This is a genomic window from Pannonibacter sp. SL95 (assembly GCF_026672425.1).
GTDB lineage: Bacteria > Pseudomonadota > Alphaproteobacteria > Rhizobiales > Stappiaceae > Pannonibacter.
The window spans coordinates 666,166-690,099 of the sequence record NZ_JAPPRC010000004.1 but is presented as its reverse complement, the minus strand read 5'-3'; the positions used below and the strand labels follow the sequence as shown (position 1 = coordinate 690,099).

Sequence of the window (23,934 nt, the reverse complement as noted above, 5' to 3'; positions counted from 1 at the left end):
TGCCGACTATTGCGGTTCTGTGACCCCTTGGTGGTCGGCAAGAAAACTAATATGCTAGTATGCATCTTGAGTCAACGGAGGTCCGGATGACAGGATCAGTGCAACTGCGAGCCCTTGAAGTGCTCAACCGACCGTCGGTTGCCGATGCGGTCTTTGACGCTTTGCATCAGCAGATCCTGTCGCTTGATCTGCCGCCAGGAACCAAGATTTCCGAAGTGGACGTGTCAAAGGCGATGGGTGTCTCGCGCCAACCGGTCCGCGACGCGTTCTATCGGTTGTCGAAGCTCGGCTTCCTGACCATCCGTCCGCAGCGCGCCACGGTGGTCTCCGTGATTTCCGAGAGCGCGGTCCTGCAGGCGCAGTTCATCCGTACAGCCATTGAAGCGGAGACCGTTCGCATCGCCTGCCTGAAGCTCACGCCAACGGATCATGCAGTACTGGATGCGATCCTCGAGGCGCAGCGTCAGGCGATCCTCGACAAGCGCCCATTGGATTTTCAGGCGCTTGATGACCAGTTTCACCGCGAGATTTGCGAAAGGGCAGGCCATGGCCACGCCTGGGAAATCATCCGGGAAAACAAGGCCCATATGGACAGGGTTCGCTACCTGTCGCTCGCGTTTGCCTCAAACGAAGCCTTTGAGGATCACCTGCGTGTCATGGAGGCCATCCGCGCAAGGGACGTCGGCACGGCCGTTCCGAACATGCGCGAGCACCTTGCCCGCATTCGAAAGCAGATCATCAGGATTCGCGCCGAGCACATGCAGTTCTTTGCCCAGGAGCTGGTGGAGGACTGATCTCTCCGGCTCGGCTGGCTGGCCCCATGCCGGTCAGCCGACGCACAAAGCTACCTGAGAGAGAATGGAACGATCCCCCGCGCGCGCTGGTCGACCAGCAGCTCCTTGTCGAGCGCGGGGAAGGCACGGTCCTGGCAGTCACTGCGCGGGCAGATGCGGCAGTTGATGCCGATGCGCGCGGGATTGACCCGGTCCGTCAGGCCCAGCTCGTCCGCATAGACGATCATGTCGGCGTATTTGAGTTCGCAGCCGAGCCCCAGCGCATAGCGCCGCTCCCGCTCGCCAAAGCGGGCGGTGGGCTTGGAGATCGACCGGGCGAGGCAGAGATACTGGCTGCCGTCCGGCATCTCGCCCACCTGCGCCTGCAGGCGACCGTCGCGATTCTCGAAGGCCTCGTGCACGTTCCACACCGGGCAGGCACCGCCATAGCGGGCAAACTGGAACCTTGTGGCGCTGTGCCGCTTGATCACATTGCCGGCCCGGTCAACCTTCAGGAAGTAGAACGGAACCCCCTTCTCCCCTGTGCGCTGCAAGGTGGACAGGCGATGGCAGATCTGTTCGAGGCTGGCGCCGGTCGTCACCATCAGGCGATCGAGATCGTGACGGTAGGATTTGGCAAGCAACAGGAAGCTGCCATAGGGCAGCAACAACGCGCCCGAGAAATAGTTGCGCAAGGCAAGCCGGCAGATGTCGCGCGCGGCCTGGCTGCGGAACCCGGCCTTCTGGACATGTCCTGAAATCAGCGGATCAGCCGTGATGTCGGCAATCAGGCAGCCGAGCTGGAATTCCATGGCCGAACGCGGCAAGGCCCGGTCCAGCGTCACGGTCTTGCTGCGCGGATTGAAGGAGGCAATCGGGCCGTCGGCCCGGGTCCGCTCGGTCACGTCCACGCGCACGCCATGCTCATCGGCCAGAAAGCCCGTCAGCACAGCAAAGCGGTCCGGATGCCAGGCAAGTCCCAGCCGCGCCGCCAGCGCCTCCGCGCTGACATCCAGGGCGTCGACATAGTTGTCGATGTAGTGGAAGTGATCGCGCACCTCGTCAAAGGGCGGCACCATGCGGGGGCCGCGCCCAGCCGCCTCGCCTTGCGAATCCATCGCATCATCAAGTGACGCCTGCTGCTCGCTCATGCGGCGCAGCGCGCCATAAAGGCCAAGGACTGCGCGGGCGAAGTCAGGCGTATGGGTGGCGACGCTTTTCAGGTCCAGCAACCCGACGCTGCCATCATGAAAGCGCGTGTCGGCGAAGGCCTCGCCGAGATCAGCCACCAGACGATCCAGATCGCTGGCCTCGAAACTGGCAAGATCAGCCCCGAATTCGCGGCTTACAGCGATCAGCACTGACGCCGACATCGGCCGGATGTTGCTTTCAAGCTGGTTCACATACGAGGGCGACAGGTCAAGGCGGCTGGCAAAGGCGACCTGGGTCAGCCCCGCGCGCTCGCGCAGCTTGCGCAGCACGTGACCGGCAAAAAGTTTCTTGGCCATGCCTGCGGCCGCCCCCTCAAAATGCGAATTCTTCGCAATTTAACATATCACTTCTTTGCATATCGCTACAAGCCGCCAAAACAGCTAGGGTTCAGTCCACCGGAGCCGACATGCGCAATTCCGGGATTTCGGCAAGTGAGCCAATGGCGGGAGAGAGACATGCTGGATAGCGTTTCGGAGAACTGGCATCGCGCGGCTGAATTCAAGTCCCGCCCGGCGGGCGTCGTGCTGGCCGAGGAGCGCGTGTCGCTGCTGACCGACCGGCAAAAGGATGTCATGCGCATGCTGGCCGAAGGCATGATCAACAAGCAGATCGCCCATCGGCTCGACATTTCCGTCGCCACCGTGAAGACCCACATTGCGGCAGCGGTCCGCCGGATGAAGGCGCGTAACCGCATCCATGCGGTCGCCATGCTGATCCGCGCCGAATCGTTCGCCTGACAGGACGGCCTCACCAGAGGCTGGCAAGATCCGGATCATGATGGCTGTCCGCCATGTGCGGCGGCCAGGGCCGCAAGCTCCTGTGCCAGACCTGCGCGCAGCTCCGCCGGGGCGATCAGCTCCGCGCCTGGCCCCAGCCAGCGCACCAACGGATACAGCCGCCCTGCCGACGTATCGGCCAGACGCACCCGCACCCCGCCTGAGCCATCAGGCGTGAACAGCGCGTGGCGATAAAACCAATCCTGGGACAGGCGGCGTGCCTGTTCGGCGGTCACGCGGAGTTCGGCGAGGCCATCTTCCTGCGCCCAGCGGCGCATGGCACGCGACAGCCAGGCCCCGCCAAGCAGGGATTCGACCGAGAATTCTTTCGGCGCGCGAAAGCGAAGTCCGGTTACCGTGAGATTGCGCAGCCGGTCGGCGCGATAGATGCGCAGGTCATCAGCGTCGACGGAGCGGCCGGCGAGATACCAGAGATTGCGGTCGAACAGGATGCCGTAGGGCTCAACCTCGTGCTCGCGCAGCTCGTCCCGCGCCGGATTGCGGTGCTGAAAACGGACGCGGCAGCCGGAGAGGATGCCATCCATGAACCCGTCAAGCGCAGCCTGCCACTCGCCGGCGGGCGGTGCCTGCGTCGCGTGGTGAAAGACATCGACGGGCATGGGCTCGATGCCGATGATCCGTTCCGCTCGGGTCAACAGATCCTGGGCGCTGCGAGGCAGCGTTGCGATCAGCTTGCGTTCGGCCGTCTCCAGCTCGGAAGCCAAAGGCGTCGCGCGGATGCCGCGCACGAAGGCCAGGGCCACGAGCAGGGCAGCCGTCTCCTTCCGCGTCAGGGCAACAGGGGGCTGATGATAGGCTCCGGACAGCCGGTAGCCCCCTTCCGCGCCGCGTTCGGCCTCGACGGGCACTCCGAGCGAGATCAGCCGCTCGACGTCACGATAGATCGTGCGCAGGGACACGCCGAATCGATCGGACAATGTTGTCGCTGTCACCAGCTTGCCGCTGGAAAGCAGCAGCAGAATGCCCAGGGCACGGTCGATCGGGTTCATGGGGCCAACGCTCGTCAGGGTTCAGGCATCGATTCGAAAAAAATCTATACGCTAAGAACAAAACGAGATCAAAGCTGACTCGCTGCTGTCAGGATTGGTCTGTCAGTGTCGAGGTCATGGCGGATTGGCCGCCGCAAGGAGACTGGACATGACGACGGGACAAGCCATGACTCGCAACGACCCTACCCTGATTTCACGGCGCAGCTCGGGCGTGGCGTCGCTGCTGCGCCTTATCCTGCAAGCCATTGGCCGCATGCGCGTCGCGCGGCAAGCCAACCGGGAACTGTCTTACCTCGATGAGCGGCTGCTGAAGGATATCGGTCTGATGCGCGGCGAAGACGGCCGCTGGCGCAGCGAGCGCTACGATGCCGAGACCTTGCAACGACACCGGGTGCACCGGCTATGAGCCCGATGCGGATCGCGGCCCCGCAGGGCCGCGATTCTGTATTTCATGATGGGCCGCATGATCGTGCGGCGAAGCACCTCAGGCGAGGCGGTGCGCGTCGTACTGGCCGCGTTCGCGGAACCGGTCGAGATAGGTCGGCAGGACAGCGGCCATCGACGACGGATTGATGCCCATGCCCGCAAGCGTCCGGCCAGCAGCTTCGGCCTCGGCGGAGACGACATTGTCCTTCTTCAGCATGCGGACCTGATCTGTGGTCAGGAGCTTGCCCGGCAGACGTTCAAGAATGCCAGCCTGCAGTCCGGCGATGCCAAAGGGAATCGGCAGCAGCACGCGCTGGCGCTGGATGACCTCGAGCATGAGTTCCAGGCAGGCCTTGAAGCTCTTCACTTCCGGTCCGCCAAGTTCGTAGACGGAACCGGCAGCCAGCTGGCCATCAACCGCCTTGGCGACGGCTTCGGCAACATCGCAGACATAGACGGGCTGGAACTTCGTCTCGCCGCCACCGATCAGCGGCAGAACCGGAGACATCCGCGCCATTGCGGCAAAGCGGTTGAAGAACTGGTCTTCCGGACCGAACACGATCGACGGACGCAGGATGATGCTGTCCGGCAGTGTTTCCAGGACAGCCGCCTCGCCAGCTGCCTTGGTGCGGGCATAGTCCGCATCAGAACCCGCATCAGCGCCGATGGCGGAGAGATGGGTGACGGCAGAAATGCCGGCACCACGTGCCGCCTCAGCGATGGCGCGGGGACCAAAGGCCTGCACGGCATCAAACGTCTGCTTGCCGGACTGGGCCAGGATACCGACGAGGTTGACCACCGCATCGGCGCCTTCGACCGCACGGTCGACAGACCAGCGGTAACGCAGGTTGGCCTGCACGGGCATAATCTGGCCCACGCCGCCCAGCGGCTGCAGGTGCTCGGCCAGATCAGGCCGGCGCACGGCCGCCCGGATGCGGTAGCCACGGCGCGCCAGCGCCTGAACCACATGGCGGCCAATGAAGCCCGAACCGCCAAACACCGTTACGAGTTTTCCGTTGAGCGCCTTGGACATGCCTGCCGCTCCTTGTCGCGTCGCTTGAGAAATCCACAGCCGTCCGGAAACGGCCCTACCGGAGGGTTCTTAGACCTTTGCCAGCCCAGTGTGAAGGCACGATGTACACAAACACATTTTTCCTCAAAAGGCCGGTTGACAACCCCCCGAGCCATCCTTAAAAGCCCCTCTCACAGCCCAGGTGGCGGAATTGGTAGACGCACTAGTTTCAGGTACTAGCGCTCACAAGGCGTGGAGGTTCGAGTCCTCTCCTGGGCACCAAATCCGCTTCGGACCACTACCAAGGTCCGAATGAAAAAGGTCCGGTTCTCCGGGCCTTTTTTCGTTTTAGGCCCCAGCACTCTTCGCTCCCCGGCCACCTTCTCCCAGAATGCGTTTATTCGTGCAGGCGCTTGCGGACAGCAGTTTTCCGCGCCGTCCATTCTTCCTTTACCCCGTTCGCAGCTTTTCGAATGGGATATAAAGAAAGCTTTATATCCGAATTGCAGGGCCGCGCCGCGCGGGGTATAAGGACGACGGTTGCTGCAGGGGGACCGGTCGGATTCCGACCGGGCACGCCCTGTGGCCAGATGCGTTTTCCGCCCCGCGCCGGGCCACTGGCCCGTCAGACACAGGACATTTTCATGACCGACTATATCGTCAAGGACATCAAGCTCGCCGACTGGGGCCGCACCGAGATCGAGATCGCCGAAACCGAGATGCCGGGCCTGATGGCCTGCCGCGCCGAATTCGGTGCCTCCAAGCCGTTGAAGGGCGCCCGCATCGCCGGCTCGCTGCATATGACGATCCAGACGGCCGTTCTGATCGAGACCCTCGTCGCTCTTGGCGCAGATGTCCGCTGGGCCTCCTGCAACATCTTCTCGACCCAGGACCAGGCTGCCGCCGCGATTGCCGCCGCCGGCATTCCGGTGTTCGCCACCAAGGGCGAGACGCTGGAAGAATACTGGGACTACGCCGACCGCATCTTCGACTTCCCGGAAGGTGCCAACATGATCCTCGATGACGGCGGCGATGCCACGCTCTACATCCTGCTTGGCGCCCGCGTCGAAGCCGGCGAGACCGGCCTGATCGAGAACCCGAAGTCGGAAGAGGAAGAATACCTCTTTGCCCAGATCAAGAAGCGCATGGCCAAGAACCCGGGCTGGTTCACCAAGCAGCGCGACCTCATCCAGGGCGTGACCGAAGAGACCACCACCGGCGTGCTGCGTCTCTATGAAATGCAGAAGAAGGGCCAGCTGCCGTTCCCGGCGATCAACGTCAACGACAGCGTCACCAAGTCCAAGTTCGACAACCGCTATGGCTGCCGCGAGTCGCTGGTTGACGGCATCCGCCGCGGCACCGACGTCATGATGTCGGGCAAGGTCGCCGTGGTTTGCGGCTACGGCGATGTGGGCAAGGGCTCGGCCCAGTCGCTCGCAGGCTCCGGCGCACGCGTCATCGTCACGGAGATCGATCCGATCTGCGCCCTGCAGGCGGCGATGGACGGCTTTGACGTCAAGACCCTCGACCAGGTTGCCGGCACCGCCGACATCTTCGTCACCGCCACCGGCAACAAGGACATCATCACCCTCGACCACATGCGGGCGATGAAGGACATGGCCATCGTCTGCAACATCGGCCACTTCGACAACGAGATCCAGGTTGCCGCGCTGAAGAACTTCCAGTGGCGTCCGGTCAAGGACCAGGTCGACATGGTCGTGTTCCCGGATGGCAAGCGGATGATCCTCCTGTCGCAGGGCCGTCTCGTGAACCTTGGCAACGCCACCGGTCACCCGAGCTTCGTCATGTCGGCGAGCTTCACCAACCAGGTGCTGGCGCAGATCGAGCTCTACACCCGCGGCGACCACTACAAGAACGAGGTTTACGTCCTGCCGAAGCACCTCGACGAGAAGGTTGCGCGTCTGCACCTCGAGAAGCTGGGCGTTACGTTAACCGAACTGTCCGACGATCAGGCCCAATACCTGGGGATTGCGAAGGCGGGTCCGTTCAAGTCGGAACACTACAAGTACTGATTTGACGCCGACCAGACACAATATCTGGTAAGGATCCGCAGTCTTACCCTGCGGAAAAGAACGATCCACAGGCCCCGCCCCAAAGCGGGGCCTGTTAACTTTTCAGCAACAGACTCTTTAGCGCGATTCTCGAACGCGGTATGGTCAGGACGAATCAGGGGAAATGAGGCATTTCCTTGAGGACTCCGGCCTCCGGCCGGACTTTTTGGCGGCGAATGAGGATTTTGAAATGCCGGCAGTCGGCGTGTCACGCTTGCGCTTTAGCGCAGGGCGGCGGGGACGGATTCTGAAAACGATATCCCTTTCTGGCGTCAGCGTTCTGGCCGTGATCGCGCATGCCGGCGTGGCGCTGGCGGCTGCCGAGGGCACGCCTGTTGAACCTGTGCAGATGGCCTGGCTCGCAGCCTTTGGCGGCGCCGTTACCTTTGCCATCACCGCATCGCTCGCCTACATCCGCAATCGCCGCATCTCCAACGAGAAGATCGAGGACATGTCTGCGGAAACGCAGGACCTGCGCCTCACGGTCGACCGGCTGGAATCGCTGCTCAACACCGACGGCCAGCGGATCATCGCCTGGACGGATGCCGGAGAAGCGCAAGGCACCCGGATTGGTGCCAGACCCGGCATCTGGGGCGTGCTGCCGGAAAGCTCCGGCGTTCCGCGCGCGCCTGCCCAATTGCTCGCCTTCGGCAGCTGGCTCGAACCGAAATCGGCCGAACGTCTGGAAGATCATCTCCTGCGGCTGCGCGCTGCCGGTGAGGCCTTCGCCCTGACGCTCGAGACGCGCGCGCAGACATTCGTTGAAGCCGTTGGACGGACCGCAGGCGCATCCGCCGTGCTGCGCCTGTCGGATCTGACTGGCGACCGTCAGGCACAGGCTGAACTTGGCGCGCTCAACACCCAGCTTGCCGGCGAACTGGCAACGCTGCGCGCCCTGCTTGAAGCCATGCCTGCACCAGCCTGGCAGAGCGACAGCGAAGGTCGGATCACCTGGGCCAACTCCGCCTATGCCCATGCCGTTGACGCCGCAGATCCGGCGCGCGCGGTGGAAGGCAACATCGACTTCCTCGACGCTGCCGCCCGCGAGGCGATCCGCAGGGACCGTCAGGCCGACGGCAGCTTCTCCGCCCGCATGCCGATCGTGGCCGCCGGCGAACGCCGCATCTTCGAGGTGACCGACGCGCGCAACCTGCATGGCGGCGCGGCTCTGGCCATCGACGTGTCCGAACTGGACCGCATCCGCAAGGAACTGTTGCGGACCGAAGAATTCCACGGCCGCACGCTGGACCAGCTGGCGACCGCCGTCGCGATCTATGGCGCCGACCGCAAGCTGCAGTTCTACAATGCCGCCTTCCGCGCGCTCTGGGACCTCGACCCGGCCTTCCTCGATGGCAATCCGGAAGACGGCACCGTACTCGACACGCTGCGCGCCGGCCGCAAACTGCCGGAGCAGGCCGACTATCGCGGCTGGCGGACCAAGATGCTGGAAAGCTACCAGTCTCTGGCAGCGCGCGAATTTTGGTGGCACCTGCCGGACGGCCGCACGCTGCGCGTCATTGCCAACCCGCATCCGCAGGGCGGTGTCACCTACATCTACGAGAACGTCACCGAACGCCTGGATCTCGAGAGCCGCTACAACGCGCTGATCCGCGTCCAGGGCGAAACACTCGACAACCTGTCCGAAGCCGTCGCCGTGTTCGGCTCCGATGGCCGCCTGCGCCTGTGGAACCCGGCATTCGGCCGGATCTGGCATCTGTCGGAAGAACGTCTCGCAGGACTGCCCCATGTCAACGAGGTCGTCGACAGCTGCGCTGCCACTTCCGACGAAGCAGACGCCTGGCGTCAGCTTGCGGGCTCGGTCACCGGATTGATGGACAGCCGCACGCATCTGGCCGGGCGCATGGAGCGCCGTGACGGCACCGTGCTGGACTACGCCACCGTGCCCCTGCCGGATGGCGGCACGCTGGTGACCTTCGTTAACGTTACCGACAGCGTCAATGTCGAGCGCGCCCTCGTTGACAAGAACGAAGCGCTGCAGCAGGCCGACCAGCTGAAGAACGCCTTCATCCAGCACGTGTCCTACGAGCTGCGCTCGCCGCTGACGAACATCATCGGCTTTGCCCAGCTGCTGTCGGATCCGAAGTTCGGCGACCTGTCCGACAAACAGTCGGAATATGCCGACTACATCCTCTCCTCGTCTTCCGCGCTGCTGGCCATCATCAACGACATTCTCGATCTCGCCACCATCGATGCGGGCATCATGGAGCTGGATCTCAGCGAAGTGGATGTGGCCCAGACCGTGGTTGCCGCTGTCGAAGGGCTGAAGGACCGCCTCGCGGACGCCGACATCACCCTGCGCACCCATGTGCCGGACGACATCGGCACCATGCTGGCTGACGAGCGCCGGCTGCGCCAGGTGCTGTTCAACCTGATCGCCAATGCCGTGCGCTATTCCGACAAGGGCGGCGTCGTCGACATCACCTGCGGCCGGCGCGGCAGCAGCATCGTGTTCACGGTAAAGGATCGCGGCTGCGGCATTCCGCAGGACATGATAGAGGCCGTGTTCAACCGTTTTGTCGGCCATGATTCCGGGGCCCGCAGACGTGGGGCCGGTCTCGGCCTTTCCATCGTCAAGAGCTTCGTCGAGCTGCATGGCGGGGAAGTGGAGATCGAATCCCGCGAAGGCGCCGGAACCACGGTCACCTGCATCTTCCCGGCCCGGCCGGAAGCAAGCGGCCGCGTTGCCGCCGAATAAGGACTTTCATGGCGCCTGTTCCCGCCACCGAGCTTTTCAGCCTCGATCTTGCCGATGAAGCCGCGACCGTCCGGCTCGCGGAAGATCTGGCCGCCCTCCTCTCCGCCGGTGATCTGATCGCCCTGTCCGGGAACCTCGGGGCCGGCAAGTCGACCTTCGCCCGCGCCCTGCTGCGCGCCTTTGCGGCCAACAGCACGCTGGAGGTTCCAAGCCCGACCTTCACGCTGGTGCAGACCTATGATCTGCCGCGCCTGACTGTCTCGCATCTCGACCTCTACCGGCTGGAAGACCCGGAAGAGCTGCTCGAACTCGGGCTCGACGAGCTGGTTTCAACGGGCGCGGCGCTGGTCGAGTGGCCGGAAAAGGCCGGGCATCTGCTGCCGTCCGGCGCCCTGTTCCTGACGTTCAGCGCCGGCCACGACGACGACGGCAGGCATGTGGTGTTTTCGGCCCGTGAGGCTGAGACGGCCGCCCGCTGGGGCGCAAGGCTTGAACGCACCATCGCCATCCGCAGCCTGATGCATGCGGCCGGCTGGGGCCAGGCCTCCCGCCGCTATCTGATCGGCGACGCCGCTGCGCGCACCTATGAGCGGCTGCATTTCGACGGCGCCAGCGCGATCGTCATGAATGCACCGCCGCTGTACAAGCTGGCCGGTCCCGGCGAAACGCCCAGCTACGGCGAGATCGTCCACCGCGCCCGCACCATCGCGCCGTTTCTTGCGCTGACGACGGAACTGCGCCGGCGCGGCTATGCTGCCCCCGAAATCCTTGCCGCCGATGAAGACCGCTGCCTCATCGTGCTGGAGGATCTGGGCACCGACACCATGGTGCACGACCGAGCCCCGATCCCGGAGCGCTACGGGGCTGCAGCGCTGCTGCTCGCCGACATGCACGCGAGCGCGCCCTGGTCCGAGACGCTGCCTCTGCCCGGCGGCGGCAGCTACACGATCCCGGCGTATTCTCGCCGTGCCCTTTTGACGGAAGCCGACCTGTTCCTCGACTGGTACGTGCCCTGGCGCGCCGGTGTTCCGGTCTCGCCAGACTTTGTTCCCACCGATGTCCGCGAGGAATATCACGCGCTCTGGCACAAGGCGCTGGATGACATCGCGCATGCAGAAACCGGCTGGGTGCTGCGCGACTATCATTCGCCCAACATCATCTGGCGCGAGCAGCGGCACGGCGTCGACCGGCTTGGCCTCATCGACTATCAGGACTGTGTCATCGGACCGCTGGCCTATGACGTGTCGTCGCTGGCGCTCGATGCCCGTGTCGACATGCCACACGAGCTGGAACGGCATCTGGTGGATCTTTATGTCACCGCGCGCCGCACGGTGGACATGCGGTTCGATCCGGAGCCCTTCCATGCCGCCTATGCGGTGACCGCGGCCCAGCGCGTTGCCAAGATTCTCGGCCTGTTCATCCGCCTGAACCTGCGTGAGGGCAAGCCCGGCTACATGGCGCATCTGCCACGCATGGCCGGCTATCTCGACCGGGCGCTGGCCCATCCGGTGCTGGCCGACCTGAACCACTGGTTCCACAAGCGGATTGGCGGCTGACACGGCCGCAAGGCCGGGCGACAGCTGCAACCGTCTGCCGCCGCGCGGCGCACTTGCACTCCCTCCGCGAAGCAGTCACAGCTAGGGCAGCATGGCTTGAGACCATGCTGCCCTTTTCTTACTTTCTGGCGAACCGTCGTTCGCACTCCAGCCAGGTCCCTGTCATGTCTGCCCGCCCGTTCCGTCCCCACACCGCCATGATCCTCGCCGCCGGTCTCGGCAAGCGCATGCGACCGATCACGGCGACGACGCCTAAGCCGCTGATCGAGGTCAACGGCAAGGCGCTGATCGACCACGGCATGGACAAGCTGGCGGCTGCGGGCGTGAAGCGCTGCGTCGTCAACGTGCATTACCTTGCCGACCTCGTCGAGGTGCACGCCCGGCGGCGGCAGGACATGGAAATCATCATCTCCGACGAGCGCGACACCGTGCTGGAAACCGGCGGCGGCGTGGTCAAGGCCCTGCCGGTCCTGGGCACCGATCCCTTCTTCCTGCTCAACGCCGACACGGCCTACTGGATCGAGGGCGTGAAGCCCAATCTCGAGCACATGATCGACGCCTTCGACCCTGAGCTCATGGATGGCCTGCTGCTCATTTCCGATCTGATCAACTCGGTTGGCTACGAGGGGCGCGGCGACTTTCTGATGGACACTGAAGGCCGCCTGACCCGTCGCCCGGAGCGTTACGTCACGCCCTTTGCCTATGCCGGGGCCGCCATCTTCTCGCCGCGGCTGTTCGATGGCGCGCCGGAGGGCAAGTTCTCGCTCAACGTGCTGTTCGACCGGGCCATAGCCGAAGGGCGACTGCACGGTGTCCTGATGGAAGGCATCTGGCTGCACGTCGGCACGCCGAAGGACATTGCCGCTGCCGAGGCTGCCGTGCGGGAAAGCGCCGACTGATGCCGGCGGCGCGGCGGATCTTCACCATCCCGGCCTCTGCGGATTTCTCCCGCGAGCTGATCGCGGCGCTGGCCGAAGGCCGGCTGATCGAGGGCTTCCGGCCGCTGGACGATCCGCTGCTCCTGTCCACCGTCACGCTCTACCTGCCGACCCGGCGCGCGGCGCGCAATCTTCCCATGCTCGTGCAGCAGATCTTCGGCGGTCGTCCGGTGCTCCTGCCGCGCATTCGCCCGCTTGGTGATGTCGACGAGGAAGCCCAGGTGCTGGAGGCGGTGGCCGACGGCGAGGCGCTGCCGCCCGAGCTGCCACTGCTGGAACGCCGTCTTGCCATGACCCGGCTGGTGATGAGCTGGAAGGCGGCCCTGCGGCGCGAGGTGCTGCGGCTTTCCGCCGACGAACCGCTTGGCCTGCCGGCCTCCGCCGCCGACGCCGCCTGGCTGGCGGGCGATCTCATCACGCTGATGGACGAGCTGGAGACGGAGGAAGCGGACTGGTCAGACCTGTCCCGCCTGGTGCCGGATGACCATGCCCGCTACTGGCAGGTGACGCTGGAATTCCTCGACATCGTGCGCAAGGCCTGGCTTAGGCCTATCTCGAGGAATGCGGCGCGATGGACCCGAAGGCGCGCCGCTCCGCCCTGATCCGCCGCGAGGCCGCGCGGTTGCGCCAGTCGCCGCCGCAGGGCCCGGTCATCGTCGCCGGCTCCACCGGATCGGTTCCGGCCACGGCCGAGCTTCTCGCCGCCGTCGCCGACCTGCCGCGCGGGGCAATCGTCCTGCCGGGGCTTGATCTCGACATGGATGACGCCTCGTGGGAGGCGCTTGGCGAGGCGCCGCGGCCGCGCCTCAGCGCGAAACATCCCGCCCCCGCCTTCACCGAGGGCAGTGTCAGCGGTCATCCGCAATATGGCCTGAAGCTGCTGCTCGACCGGCTGAAGGTGCTGCGCCGCGACGTGCTGGCGCTCTGCCCGCCGGAAAGCCCCCGGCTTGTCGCCCGCGCGCGCCTCGTCAGCGAGGCCCTGCGCCCGGCGGCCACCACCGACCGCTGGACCGGCTACCTCGCCCGCGTCTCGCCCGACGCGCGGGCGGAAGCGCTCACCGAGGTGGAGCTGCTGACCGCCCGCAACGAGGCCGAGGAAGCGCTGGCGGTCGCCATTGCGCTGCGCGAGGCGCTGGAGCGCGGCGAGACGGCTGCCCTCGTCTCGCCCGACCGCCTGCTGGCCCGCCGTGTCGCCGAGGAGCTGGGCCGCTGGTCGATCACCGTCGACGACAGCGCCGGGCGGCCGCTCGACCAGACCCCACCCGCCGTGCTCGCCATGCTCGCCGCCCGGCTGGCGCTGGAGGGCTGCGTGCCGCTGGACCTGCTCGCGCTCCTGAAACATCCGCTTGCCCGGCTGGGTTTGCCGGCGAAGGAAATCCGCGCCGCGGCCCGGTCGCTGGAACGCGGCGTCCTGCGCGGCCCCTTGCCGCGCCTGGGCTCCGGCGGGCTGGCCGAGGCCATCTCTGCTGCGCGTCTCGCGTCCGAGGGCGCGCATGTGCCGCGCTGGAAAAAGCTGGTGGAGGCGGACTGGACCGCCGTCGAGGATCTCGTCGCCCGCCTGCGCGCGGCCCTGGCGCCGCTGGAACGCCTGGCCGAGCAAGACGGGCCCGTGCCCGTTGTCGAGCTGACCAGCGCCCATGCCGAGGTGCTGAAGGCCATCGCCGGCGACGAGACGGGCAGCGAGGCGGAACTCTATCGCGGCGAGACCGGTGATGCGCTGGCCCTCGCCCTCGCCGGCCTGATGGAAGCGGGCCGCGCCGGGCTTGCCGTGCCGGCGCGCGCGAGTGGCCCTCGGTGTTCTCGGCGCTGATCGCGGGCACCGCCGTGCGCCGCCGGCTGCCCGGCGATCCGCGCATCCAGATCCTGGGACCGATGGAAGCGCGTCTGCAGCGGCCGGATCTGGTCATCCTTGGCGGCCTCAACGAAGGCGTCTGGCCGCAGCGCACCCGCAACGATCCCTGGCTCAACCGGCCGATGAAGCGCGACCTCGGGCTGGAACCGCCGGAACGCCGCATCGGCGCCGGCGCGCATGATTTCGTGCAAGGGATGGGCGCGCGGCGCGTGATCCTGTCCCGCGCGGCCCGTGCCGATGGCGCGCCGACGGTGACCTCGCGCTGGCTGCAAAGGCTCTTGACCCTCGCCGGACCGCAGGCCGAAGCGGAGATGGCCGCCCGTGGCCGCCGTTGGCTGGACCTCACCACCCGTCTCGACCGCCCGGATGGTCCGGTGACCCCCGCCGCCCGGCCGGAGCCGAAGCCGCCGCTGGCTGCCCGGCCGCGCCAGCTGTCGGTGACCGAGATCGAGCGGCTGGTGCGCGACCCTTACGCCATCTTCGCCCGCCGCGTGCTCGGTCTCGAGCCGGTCGATCCGGTTGGCGGCGCGCCGGGGGCGGCAGACAAGGGCACGATCATCCACGATGCGCTGGCGCGTTTTCTTGCCGACTGGGATGGCCCGTTCGATCACACGGCCGTCGCCCGCCTGACGGAGATTGGCGAGGAGGTGTTTGCGCCGCTGGATGCTTTCCCGGCCGTGCGGGCGCTGTGGTGGCCGCGCTTCCTGCGCATCGCCGAAGGCTTCGTCGCCTGGGAGCGGTCGCGCGACCCCCGTGTCTCCAACCGCTTCGTCGAGATCGGTGGCGGGGCGGAGCTGGTGCTGCCGGGGGCCGAATTCCGGCTGACGGGCCGCGCCGACCGCATCGATCTCCTGACCGACGGCACCCTGTCGGTCATCGACTACAAGACCGGCCAGGCGCCGAGCCAGAAGCAGGTGGATGCGCTCCTGTCGCCGCAGCTGCCGCTGGAAGTGGCGATGATCACCCGCGGCGGCTTTGCCGGCATTCCCTCCGACCGGCCCGTGTCCGAGCTGCTCTACCTGCAGCTGAAAGGCGCGCGCGAGGCCCTGAGCGAACAGGGCCGCACGCCAAAGGACATGAGCGTCGGCGAACTGGCGGAAGCCTCATGGCAGCGGCTGGAAGCGCTCATCGCCGCCTATCAGGATGAGGCGAAGGGCTATCTGTCCCGCGCGCGCGTGGAAAAGGAGCGCGACATGAACGGGCCCTACGACCATCTGGCCCGCGTCAAGGAATGGGCGATCGGCGGAGGAGAGGGCGAATGAGCAAGCCGCAGATCCCGCTCGCCACCCGCCAGCGCCAGGACCTTGCCTCGCGCCCCGGCGCCTCGGCCTGGGTGAGCGCCAACGCCGGCTCCGGCAAGACCTTCGTCCTGTCCCGCCGCGTCGTGCGGCTGCTGCTCGACGGCACCGATCCCTCGCGCATCCTCTGCCTCACCTTCACCAAGGCGGCAGCCGCCGAAATGGCGACCCGCGTGTTCCGCCTGCTCGGCGAGTGGGTCGGACTTGACGATGCCGCCCTTTCGGCAGCGCTCACCGACATCGACGGCACGGCCCCGTCGGCCGCGCGGCTCGCCACGGCCCGCTTGGCTCTTCGCCAAGGCGCTGGAGACCCCGGGCGGCCTGAAGATCCAGACCATCCACGCCTTCTGCGAGGCCTTGCTGCACCAGTTTCCGCTGGAGGCCAATGTCGCCGGGCATTTCTCGGTGCTGGACGACCGGCTCGCCGCCGAACTGATGGCGGAAGCGCGCGCGCGCGTCCTGCATGCAGCCGAAACCGCGCCGGACAGCGACCTCGGCCAGTCGCTGAGCCTGCTGATCACCCAGATGGGCGACAGCACCGTCGAGGAGCTGATGGCCGATGCGATTGCCCGGCGCGACGCGCTGGCGCGCTGGCTGGTCGACGCGGGCGACCTGGAACTGGCGCTGGCCGAGCTGCGCCAGAGCTTCGCCATCCCGGCTGGAGAGAGCGAAGCGGCGATTGCCGACGAGATGCGCAACGCCCGGCTGATCCGCGATCCGCTCGCCGTGGCCGAGGCCCTGCGCTACGGCTCGGCCAACGACCTCAAGACCGCCGACAAGCTGGTGGCCGCCGCTGCGACGCTGAAGCCGGGCAGCCCGGGACAGGCCAGCTTCGAGGCGGCCTGGCTTTCCGTGTTCTTCACCCAGAAACTGACCCCGACGAAGAGCCTCGCCACCAAGAAGGTGGCCGACCGGTTCCCGGACGTGCTGGAGCAGATGCAGGCCGAACAGGAACGGCTGATGGCCCTCCTCGACCGGCGCCGCGCGCTCAGGGCCTTCGAGGTGACGGCTGCCATCCTGCGGCTCGCCGATGGCGTTATTGCCGACTATGAGGCGGGCAAGGCGCGGCGCGGGATGCTCGACTTCGAGGATCTGGTGGTGCGCACCGCCAATCTCCTCTCCAACTCCGATGCGGCCCAGTGGGTGCAGTACAAGCTGGACCAGGGGCTCGATCACATCCTCGTCGACGAGGCGCAGGACACCAGCCCGCGCCAATGGCAGGTGGTGACGGCGCTGGCCGAGGAGTTCTTTGCCGGCGTCGGCGCGCGGCGCGGGCCGCGCACGATCTTTGCTGTGGGCGACGAGAAACAGTCGATCTACTCGTTCCAGGGCGCGGTACCGGCCTATTTCGACGAGATGCGGCGCTATTTCGACCAGCGGGCCGCCCAGGCGCAGCAACCGTTCCACCCCGTCGAGCTGCAGCTCTCCTTCCGCTCCACGCCGGATGTCCTTCGCGCCGTCGACAAGGTGTTCGAGGCGCCGGAGGCCCATGCCGGCCTGTCGCAGGACCTGAAGGCCCCCGTGCACGAGGCGATCCGCCGCGATCCGGGGCTCATCGAGATCTGGCCGCTGGAAGAGGAGCTGGAAACCGAGGAGCCGGACGACTGGACGCTTCCGGTCGACCATCTCGGCGCCGGCTCGCCGATGCTGCGCGTTGCCCGCCGCATCGCGGAGACGCTGCGCCAGTGGATGGACGACGGCACCGCCGGACCGGGCGACGTCATGGTGCTGGTGCGCAAGCGTGGTCCCTTCGTCGAGGCGCTCAACCGGGAAATGAAGCGGCTCGGCGTGCCGGCCGCCGGCAGCGACCGGCTGGTGCTGACCGAACACATCGCCGTCATGGACCTGGTCGCGCTCGGCCGCTTCATCCTGTTGCCCGAGGACGACCTGTCGCTGGCCGCCGTGCTGAAGAGCCCCCTGTTCGGCCTTGCCGATGACGCCCTGCTGACGCTCGCCCGCGAAACCCCGGAGCGCCTGCGTGCAGGAACCCTGTGGCAGGCGCTCCTGAAGCGCGCCGATCAGGATGCGGCCTGGGAAACGGTGCGCCGGCAGCTCGAGACCTGGCGCGCGCGGGCGGACTTCATGCCGCCCTTCGAGTTCTACGCCCGCCTCCTGTCCGTCGATGGCGGCCGCCGGACCTTCCGCACCCGCATGGGGGCGGAGGTGGATGACGTGCTGGACGAGTTCCTGGCGCTTGCCATGGGCTACGAGCAGACCGGCATTCCGGGGCTGGAAGGCTTCCTCGCCTGGCTCGCCGCCGCGCCGACCGAGATCAAGCGCGAGCTGACCAACGCCAGCGGTCTTGTCCGCATCATGACCGTGCACGGATCGAAGGGGCTGGAAGCGCCGATCGTCATTCTGGTCGATCCGGGCAGCGCGCCGGCCAGCGCCACCCATGACCCGAGTTTCCTGCCCTTTGCGCGCGGCAGCGACGCGCTGACACCGCCCGCCCTTGTCTGGCTGCCGCCGAAGGACGAGCGGATGGCCTGGCAGGACGACGCGATTGCCAACGCCCGTCGGGCAACGGAAGAGGAATACCGGCGGCTGCTTTACGTCGCCATGACACGGGCCGAGGACCGGCTGATCGTCTGCGGCTGGGCCCCGAAGAAAGGACCCAAGGATGGCTGCTGGTATCAGCTGATCGCCAGCGCGCTGAAGCCGGAGGCTGTCGAGCGCAAGAGCCCGGACGGGCAAGTCATTGCCTGGGACTGGCGCCAGCCCGGCACGGCAGCCGACGCGGCACCCATCGCCCGGTCGCATGCGACGGCCACTGCCGCCGCCCCCGCTCCCGTGCCGCTGCCCGACTGGCTCCTGCGGCCGGTCGAGACGCCGAAGCGGATGCCGCGCCTGCAGCCCTCCCGCGTCTTCGAGGCCATGGAGATGAAGGAAGGCATCGAGGCGACGCCCGGCCTTTCGGTGCTGGAGGCGCGGCGTCAGCCGGAGGCCTGGCCGCTGGAGCGCGGCCGTCTGCTGCACCGCCTGCTGGAAACCCTGCCGGACCTGCCGGCCGACGAGCGCGGCGCGGCGGCCCGGCGTCTCATCGCCTCCGGCCTTGCCCCCCGCTTTGCCAACCGGGCCGACGAGCTGACCGCAGAGGTGCTGCGCATCGTCGGGGATCCTGAGTTCGCCGAGCTTTTTGCGGCAGGAGGACTGGCCGAAGTTCCGATCACCGGACAGCTCGTGGCGGCGGACGGCATCACCGTGCAGGTCACCGGCCAGATCGACCGGCTGGTGGTGACTGCGCAGCGGGTGCTGATCCTCGACTACAAGACCAACCGGCACGTGCCGGAGGATGCCACAGGCATTCCGCCCGACTATCTTGCCCAGCTTGCCGTCTACCGCGCCCTGCTCCGGGAGATCTATCCGGACCGGCTGATCGAGGCTGCACTGCTGTGGACGTCGGCGCCGCTGCTGATGCGGGTCGAGAGTGCAGCGCTGGACGCAATCCTGATGCAGCTCAAGAGCACGGCCACGCTGACTTGACGGATGCCGCCCTGCTCCCTACGTTCCATTCAACGAAACTAGGGCGAGTCTCTCCCCACGCCCACAGACGAAAGTAATTGTCATGGCTACCAGCAAAGTGACCGACGCCAGCTTTGACGCGGACGTCCTGAACTCTTCCGAACCGGTCGTTGTCGATTTCTGGGCGGAATGGTGCGGTCCGTGCAAGATGATCGCTCCGGCGCTCGAAGAGATCTCCGAGGAGATGGCCGGCCAGGTGAAAATCGCCAAGATCAACATTGACGAGAACCAGGCGATGGCCATGAAGTATGGCGTCCGCTCCATCCCGATGCTGATCCTGTTCAAGAACGGCGAGCCGATGGCGACCCAGGTGGGCGCAGCCCCGAAGGGCAAGCTGGCCGACTGGATCAAGAACGCACTTTGATCTGAAGCACCGTCTTGTGCATCTGCCGGTTGGCAGATGCCACCGGGCGGGGTAAAGACCACCAAGGGCCGGTTCCAGCCCCGGGCAAGCCGCAAGGGTCAAGCTGCGTGATCGCACTGCCCCGATGCCCGGCTGGCCTGCGGCGAACCGGCCTTTGCATGTGTTCCCGAAACTCAGGGATTTTGAATGATGACCGACGAGACCAACACTCCCCCGGCGGACGATGCTGCCACTGCTGCCGACACCGGCGCGGGCAACGAGGCTGGCCTTGATCCCGTCGAGGCGCTCCGGGCCGAGAACGCCGAACTCAAGGATCGGGCCTTGCGCGTGATGGCGGAAATGGAAAACCTGCGCCGCCGCACCGAAAAGGAAATCAAGGACATCCGCCAGTACGCCGTAGCCGGCTTTGCCCGCGACGTGCTGACTGTCTCCGACAACCTGCGCCGCGCGCTCGAAGCACTCCCGGGTGATGCGCGTGACAGCGCCGATGCCGGCCTGACCGCGCTGATCGAAGGCGTGGAAATGACCGAGCGCGAGCTTCTCAACCAGCTCGACAAGCACGGCGTCAAGAAGCTCGATCCGATGGGCCAGAAGTTCGACCCGAACTTCCATCAGGCCATGTTCGAGGTGCCGAACCCGAACGTGCCGAACAACACCGTCGTCCAGGTGGTGCAGGCTGGCTACGCCATCGCCGACCGCGTGCTGCGCCCGGCCCTTGTCGGCGTTGCCAAGGGCGGCCCGAAGGACGCCCCGGCCCAGGACGCCAGCGTCGACACCACCGCCTGACCGGCGCTTGCCTGTCTTGCGCGATATGCTGTCCCGGCCTTGCGCCGGGACACTTGTTTGTTGCCGAGCCTGATCTCTAGGCCGTTATCCGCACATCCTGCAGGCCGTTGAGGGCGCTGATGACAGCGTCCAGCCGGGCATGGGCCGGCGTTCCTGCACGAGGATGCATCCGCACATGCCGGGTCTCGCCCGGCGCGATGTTCAGGCCGTTCATCTCGGCCCGGAATTGCGGATCGCGGATCACCACCCGCTGGGCAAAACGCCGTGCCGTCAGCGCCAGTTCGAACGTCCCCTCGCCCAGATCCTTCGCCTCCGCGGTGAGATCCAGCTGCTGGCGCGGCAAAGCCAGGCCAAGCGGCAAGTGGAACGCCTCGCTGAGCGATGTCCCTGATGCATCGACGAGCCTTGCCCGCACGACATCATGCGACGGCGGTCCAAAGCGGTAGGCGTAACCGAGATCGAAGAAGCTGCCGATCAGCGCGAAGCTGCCGTGACGCTGCGCCGAGCGCGGCGGCAGCAGGACATCCCGGGCGACGGAGAGCACCGGCGTCAGACCGTCCCGCCAGGCGGTCAGCTCCAGCCGTGCCTCGACGGGTGCCGACGTTTCGTTGAGGAGATGGATGTCGAGGCCATTGGTGCCCTCATCCGTGATCAGCACCTGCACCGGCGACAGCACCTGCGACAGGATGCCGAGCGCAAGCTTCGGCTCGCCATGGGCATCGATCAGCCCCCAGCCTGCACCAGGCAAAAGATCGGACAGCGCCAGCACCATCGCGCCCCGGCAGGTCGAGCCGACGCGCCGCCACTCGGCGAAGGTGGCCGCCATCACCTCGCCCGTCACGGCCCGGGACAGCTCCAGATAGCGCTCCGGGTCATGGCTGCGCAGCCTTGCGGGTTCGACGCCGTAGAGAGAGCCGAGATAGTGGTCGCGCACGTCCTCGAAGTCCCAGCCTGCCCCCCGGTCGCGCGGCACGCGCGCCTTCCAGCGCGGATCGTGGCAGGCAATGCCGGGCAGCTCGCGCTCCAGCGTCACGGGTTCCGGCACGTTGGCAAAGGCAAGACATTCGCCGGCAAAGCGAACCCCGGCCCGGCGCGCATCCTCCAGCGGCCGCAGGTAGGCGCCGACGCCGTAGTAGTGGCCGATGCCCGCATTGGGCAGGAACGGCAGGTCGCCCCCGGTCGGCGAGTTGCGCACATAGGGCACGGAGGGGGCCAGCGCCGCGACGAGATCAGGCAGAAGGCTTTCGATCAGCGGCTGCGCCCGGCGTTCGGGCGCAAGGCCCATCATGGCGGCCTGCTGCTCCATCTCGCTGCCGCCGCAGAAGACGGCAAGGCTCGGATGGATGCAAAGCCGGCTGATAACCTCCGTGGCCTCGCGGCGGACCGCAGCTTCGAAGACGGGGTCGGCGAGCGGATAGTCGAAATTGGCGAACTGGAAGTCCTGCCAGACCATCAGGCCCAGCTCGTCGCAGAGCGCGAAGAAGGCCTCGCCCTCGTAACTCGTGATGCCGGGAATGCGCAGGAGGTTCATGCCCGCGCCGGCCGCCGCCGCCAGCAGCGGCCGCAGCGCCTCGGGTGTCGAGGCGAGGCGCAGGATGTCGGCGCTGGTCCACACGGCCCCGCGTGCAAACACGGGAACGCCGTTGACGACGAGCCCAAAGCCCTGACCCTCAAAGCCGGCATCGACCTCGACCCGGCGGAAGCCGGTGCGGCCAAGCCGGTGGCGATGACCGGCAAGATGCAGCGTCACCTCATGCAGATGCGGCGCGCCGTGCGTCGCTGGCCACCAGGGCGCGACATCCGGGAGGTAAAGCGTCGCGGCGTACTGCCCGTCCGGGCTTAGCCACGAGCGGCACGTGATGGCCGAGCGCAGGCAAGCTCCGCGTCCACGAGCGGCGCGGCACTGGTGAGCGTCAGCGCCAGGACGCCGGTGCCGTCCTCGCCCAGCGAGCTGGCAAGCTGCGTGATGGCGATGTCGGGGGCTCGCCCGTCCTCGTCCGGAAACGAGACGAACACGGGCCGGTAGGGGCCGACGGCCTCCACCTCGGGGCACCAGCCGGGCATGTGGCCGAGCAGCGTGGTGCGCAGGCCGCGCAAGCCGGCCTGATCGACAAGCTGGGTCCGCCAGCGGGCGCGGGGCAGCTTTGCGGCGAGCCGGTCCGTCAGCGCCCGGAAGGCCAGATGCAGGGTGTTCCGGACTTTAGCCTCGACCTCGACCTCCAGCGCCGCGAACATGCTGTCCGAGCGGGCCACGAGACGGCCGTTCCAGAAGATGTCGGTGAGCGTGGCGAGGCCTTCAAAGCGCAGGCGGAAGCGGGCGCCGGCCTTGGCAGTAATCTCGGTCCGGTACCAGAAGTCCTTGTCCTGCAGGGAAAACGGCTCGGACGCGGAGAAGGCGCCGTGATCGGCAAAGACTCCGGCGACGGTGCCTGGGACAGTGGCCGGCAGCCAGTCGAGATCGGCAGGCAGGTCGGCAGGGGTTGCGGCCTCCCCGGCATAGGTGCCGGCCAGCTCCCAGCCGGCGTCAAGCGGATGCAGCTGCTCGGCAAGGCGGCGCGGCGCAGACAGGGGCGATAAGTCGGATACAGCACTTGCCATGCCGTCTCACTCCGCCACGGCAGCAGGCTGGTCCGACAGGAGCCCGGTCAGGCCGCCGTGCAGCCGGTCCCAGGCCTCGATCGCCGGCACCAGCGCGGGCGCGAGCTTGTCGAAGGCCTTGCGCATCACCGCCCGGGCGAGCTGGAACTGCACCACCTTGGCGGTTGCCGAGATGGTCCGTGCATCGGCGGCGAGCCGTTCAAGCGCGGACGCATCCAGAGCGGTGTCCTGCCGCGCCAGCCAGTCGAGATGGGCGGAGAACAGCTCGAAATTCGCGCCGAACTGGCGCAGGGTGTTGAAGGCGTAGAGATGGAAGAAGCCGAAGGGCCGCTCGGCAATCTCGGCCACCTGCGCCGGAAACACGGCGGCGAAGGTGGCAATCGGATTGGCCTCAGGCGCGCGCGCCAGATGCCGGCGGAGCAGGGCGACGGCGCGTCCCGCCAGCGTGGCTGCCTCAGGCAGGGCGGCCGGGAACTTCACGAATTCGGTGTAGGGCAGGAACGGCAGCGCACCCTCCGGCGCGGTGCGGTGGAAGATGCCGTCGAAATCCTCGCCTTCCAGCCGGTGCAGGCCGAGATTGTGGAAATAATCCATCGTTCGGCCGTCGACATCGAGCCGGTTGATGGCGACGGTCGTCTTGCCGTGTTCCTTGCGGTAGGCGGTGCCCTGGGTGTCGGGGAGATAGAAGCTGTCCATCTCGACAAGGCAGAGGTTGCCGCGCGCGATCTGTGCAGCGACATGCGCCTCGACCCGGTCGAAGATGGCGAGTTCGGTCACCCGGATGCCGAACAGGGTCTCGAGGTCTTCCAGCGGCACCTTGAAGAAGGTGAACTGGTCGCCCTCGAAGTCCTGGGTGATGGCATAGCCGAGCGCCGCCTCGGGCGGCTGCCCCAGCGCGGCCAGCACCTCGATCCAGATGTCGAGATAGCAGTTGGTCTCCGGCCAGTCGCGGCCGAGGTCGTGCAGGCCATGGCGCTGATACGCCAGCGGATCAAGCGCCGGAAACACCTTGTCCCGCGTCAT

19 protein-coding genes, 1 tRNA gene and 1 pseudogene are annotated in these 23,934 nt (G+C 66.7%); 15 read left to right on the top strand and 6 right to left on the bottom strand.

Annotation, left to right across the window (positions count from 1 at the left end):
* Positions 1–86 precede the first annotated feature (86 nt).
* A complete protein-coding gene (locus OVA12_RS13770; protein WP_268138222.1) occupies positions 87–794 on the top strand; it encodes a GntR family transcriptional regulator in 708 nt (235 codons plus the stop codon).
* A 50-nt stretch (positions 795–844) separates the two neighbouring features.
* Here OVA12_RS13770 and OVA12_RS13765 read toward each other — a convergent pair whose 3' ends face one another.
* On the bottom strand, positions 845–2,281 hold the full coding sequence (locus OVA12_RS13765; RefSeq protein WP_268138220.1) for a helix-turn-helix domain-containing protein: 1,437 nt from the start codon (positions 2,279–2,281) through the stop codon (positions 845–847).
* Between the two features lie 159 nt (positions 2,282–2,440).
* Between OVA12_RS13765 and OVA12_RS13760 the strand changes: the two genes are divergently transcribed.
* On the top strand, positions 2,441–2,722 hold the full coding sequence (locus OVA12_RS13760) for a response regulator transcription factor (protein WP_268138218.1): 282 nt from the start codon (positions 2,441–2,443) through the stop codon (positions 2,720–2,722).
* 35 nt (positions 2,723–2,757) lie between these two features.
* On the opposite strand, the gene OVA12_RS13755 is transcribed toward OVA12_RS13760, so the two are convergent.
* A complete protein-coding gene (locus OVA12_RS13755) occupies positions 2,758–3,771 on the bottom strand; it encodes a helix-turn-helix transcriptional regulator (RefSeq protein WP_268138216.1) in 1,014 nt (337 codons plus the stop codon).
* A 148-nt stretch (positions 3,772–3,919) separates the two neighbouring features.
* On the opposite strand from OVA12_RS13755, the gene OVA12_RS13750 reads away from it, so the two are divergent.
* On the top strand, positions 3,920–4,177 hold the full coding sequence (locus OVA12_RS13750) for a DUF1127 domain-containing protein (RefSeq protein WP_268138214.1): 258 nt from the start codon (positions 3,920–3,922) through the stop codon (positions 4,175–4,177).
* A gap of 78 nt (positions 4,178–4,255) precedes the next feature.
* On the opposite strand, the gene OVA12_RS13745 is transcribed toward OVA12_RS13750, so the two are convergent.
* A complete protein-coding gene (locus OVA12_RS13745) occupies positions 4,256–5,230 on the bottom strand; it encodes a complex I NDUFA9 subunit family protein (protein ID WP_268138212.1) in 975 nt (324 codons plus the stop codon).
* Between the two features lie 175 nt (positions 5,231–5,405).
* On the opposite strand from OVA12_RS13745, the gene OVA12_RS13740 reads away from it, so the two are divergent.
* From OVA12_RS13740 to grpE, 12 genes and pseudogenes are all read left to right on the top strand, one after another.
* Positions 5,406–5,491: transfer RNA gene (locus OVA12_RS13740), tRNA-Leu, on the top strand.
* A gap of 362 nt (positions 5,492–5,853) precedes the next feature.
* On the top strand, positions 5,854–7,242 hold the full coding sequence (ahcY, locus tag OVA12_RS13735; protein WP_268138210.1) for an adenosylhomocysteinase: 1,389 nt from the start codon (positions 5,854–5,856) through the stop codon (positions 7,240–7,242).
* A gap of 229 nt (positions 7,243–7,471) precedes the next feature.
* Positions 7,472–9,997 carry a sensor histidine kinase gene (locus OVA12_RS13730; protein ID WP_268138208.1) on the top strand — a complete coding sequence of 842 codons (2,526 nt, stop codon included), beginning with the start codon at positions 7,472–7,474 and terminating at the stop codon, positions 9,995–9,997.
* Positions 9,998–10,005: 8 nt separating this feature from the next.
* On the top strand, positions 10,006–11,553 hold the full coding sequence (tsaE, locus tag OVA12_RS13725) for a tRNA (adenosine(37)-N6)-threonylcarbamoyltransferase complex ATPase subunit type 1 TsaE (protein WP_268138206.1): 1,548 nt from the start codon (positions 10,006–10,008) through the stop codon (positions 11,551–11,553).
* 164 nt (positions 11,554–11,717) lie between these two features.
* Entirely contained in the window at positions 11,718–12,452 is a 735-nt protein-coding gene (locus OVA12_RS13720; RefSeq protein WP_268138204.1) for a nucleotidyltransferase family protein, read from the top strand.
* Positions 12,452–13,093: a hypothetical protein gene (locus OVA12_RS13715; protein ID WP_268138202.1), complete on the top strand. Its 642-nt coding sequence runs from the start codon at positions 12,452–12,454 to the stop codon at positions 13,091–13,093. Before OVA12_RS13720 ends, OVA12_RS13715 begins: the two co-directional genes overlap by 1 nt.
* A complete protein-coding gene (locus OVA12_RS13710; protein WP_268138200.1) occupies positions 13,063–14,301 on the top strand; it encodes a hypothetical protein in 1,239 nt (412 codons plus the stop codon). Before OVA12_RS13715 ends, OVA12_RS13710 begins: the two co-directional genes overlap by 31 nt.
* A complete protein-coding gene (gene addB / locus OVA12_RS13705) occupies positions 14,286–15,605 on the top strand; it encodes a double-strand break repair protein AddB (RefSeq protein WP_268138198.1) in 1,320 nt (439 codons plus the stop codon). Before OVA12_RS13710 ends, addB begins: the two co-directional genes overlap by 16 nt.
* Positions 15,575–15,775: pseudogene (locus OVA12_RS13700) on the top strand (UvrD-helicase domain-containing protein); the annotation flags it as partial. The gene addB and the pseudogene OVA12_RS13700, both read left to right, overlap by 31 nt.
* Before the next feature lie 76 nt (positions 15,776–15,851).
* Positions 15,852–19,124, top strand: coding sequence for a double-strand break repair helicase AddA (addA, locus tag OVA12_RS13695; protein ID WP_268138196.1), 3,273 nt, complete (start codon positions 15,852–15,854; stop codon positions 19,122–19,124).
* 82 nt (positions 19,125–19,206) lie between these two features.
* Positions 19,207–19,527 (top strand): thioredoxin, encoded by a 321-nt coding sequence (gene trxA / locus OVA12_RS13690; RefSeq protein WP_106752638.1) that lies wholly within the window; start codon positions 19,207–19,209, stop codon positions 19,525–19,527.
* A 189-nt stretch (positions 19,528–19,716) separates the two neighbouring features.
* Positions 19,717–20,313, top strand: a complete 597-nt coding sequence (gene grpE, locus OVA12_RS13685; protein ID WP_268138193.1) for a nucleotide exchange factor GrpE — start codon at positions 19,717–19,719, stop codon at positions 20,311–20,313.
* 76 nt (positions 20,314–20,389) lie between these two features.
* Here the strand turns inward: grpE and OVA12_RS13680 are convergent, their stop codons facing one another.
* The 3 genes from OVA12_RS13680 to OVA12_RS13670 form a co-directional block, all read right to left on the bottom strand.
* Complete coding sequence (locus tag OVA12_RS13680) at positions 20,390–22,063, bottom strand: hypothetical protein (RefSeq protein WP_268138191.1); 1,674 nt, start codon at positions 22,061–22,063, stop codon at positions 20,390–20,392.
* 89 nt (positions 22,064–22,152) lie between these two features.
* Complete coding sequence (locus OVA12_RS13675; RefSeq protein WP_268138189.1) at positions 22,153–22,911, bottom strand: glycosyl hydrolase 2 galactose-binding domain-containing protein; 759 nt, start codon at positions 22,909–22,911, stop codon at positions 22,153–22,155.
* A gap of 6 nt (positions 22,912–22,917) precedes the next feature.
* Positions 22,918–23,934 (bottom strand): DUF1839 family protein, encoded by a 1,017-nt coding sequence (locus OVA12_RS13670; protein WP_268138187.1) that lies wholly within the window; start codon positions 23,932–23,934, stop codon positions 22,918–22,920.

Bases quoted from the DNA above. Each gene is read 5' to 3' on its own strand.
- OVA12_RS13770 (WP_268138222.1), top strand. From the start codon at position 87: ATGACAGGATCAGTGCAACTGCGAGCCCTTGAAGTGCTCAACCGACCG.
- OVA12_RS13765 (WP_268138220.1), bottom strand. From the start codon at position 2,281: ATGGCCAAGAAACTTTTTGCCGGTCACGTGCTGCGCAAGCTGCGCGAG.
- OVA12_RS13760 (WP_268138218.1), top strand. From the start codon at position 2,441: ATGCTGGATAGCGTTTCGGAGAACTGGCATCGCGCGGCTGAATTCAAG.
- OVA12_RS13755 (WP_268138216.1), bottom strand. From the start codon at position 3,771: ATGAACCCGATCGACCGTGCCCTGGGCATTCTGCTGCTGCTTTCCAGC.
- OVA12_RS13750 (WP_268138214.1), top strand. From the start codon at position 3,920: ATGACGACGGGACAAGCCATGACTCGCAACGACCCTACCCTGATTTCA.
- OVA12_RS13745 (WP_268138212.1), bottom strand. From the start codon at position 5,230: ATGTCCAAGGCGCTCAACGGAAAACTCGTAACGGTGTTTGGCGGTTCG.
- ahcY (WP_268138210.1), top strand. From the start codon at position 5,854: ATGACCGACTATATCGTCAAGGACATCAAGCTCGCCGACTGGGGCCGC.
- OVA12_RS13730 (WP_268138208.1), top strand. From the start codon at position 7,472: ATGCCGGCAGTCGGCGTGTCACGCTTGCGCTTTAGCGCAGGGCGGCGG.
- tsaE (WP_268138206.1), top strand. From the start codon at position 10,006: ATGGCGCCTGTTCCCGCCACCGAGCTTTTCAGCCTCGATCTTGCCGAT.
- OVA12_RS13720 (WP_268138204.1), top strand. From the start codon at position 11,718: ATGTCTGCCCGCCCGTTCCGTCCCCACACCGCCATGATCCTCGCCGCC.
- OVA12_RS13715 (WP_268138202.1), top strand. From the start codon at position 12,452: ATGCCGGCGGCGCGGCGGATCTTCACCATCCCGGCCTCTGCGGATTTC.
- OVA12_RS13710 (WP_268138200.1), top strand. From the start codon at position 13,063: ATGGACCCGAAGGCGCGCCGCTCCGCCCTGATCCGCCGCGAGGCCGCG.
- addA (WP_268138196.1), top strand. From the start codon at position 15,852: ATGCCGCCCTTTCGGCAGCGCTCACCGACATCGACGGCACGGCCCCGT.
- trxA (WP_106752638.1), top strand. From the start codon at position 19,207: ATGGCTACCAGCAAAGTGACCGACGCCAGCTTTGACGCGGACGTCCTG.
- grpE (WP_268138193.1), top strand. From the start codon at position 19,717: ATGACCGACGAGACCAACACTCCCCCGGCGGACGATGCTGCCACTGCT.
- OVA12_RS13675 (WP_268138189.1), bottom strand. From the start codon at position 22,911: ATGGCAAGTGCTGTATCCGACTTATCGCCCCTGTCTGCGCCGCGCCGC.
- OVA12_RS13670 (WP_268138187.1), bottom strand. From the start codon at position 23,934: ATGACGCGGGACAAGGTGTTTCCGGCGCTTGATCCGCTGGCGTATCAG.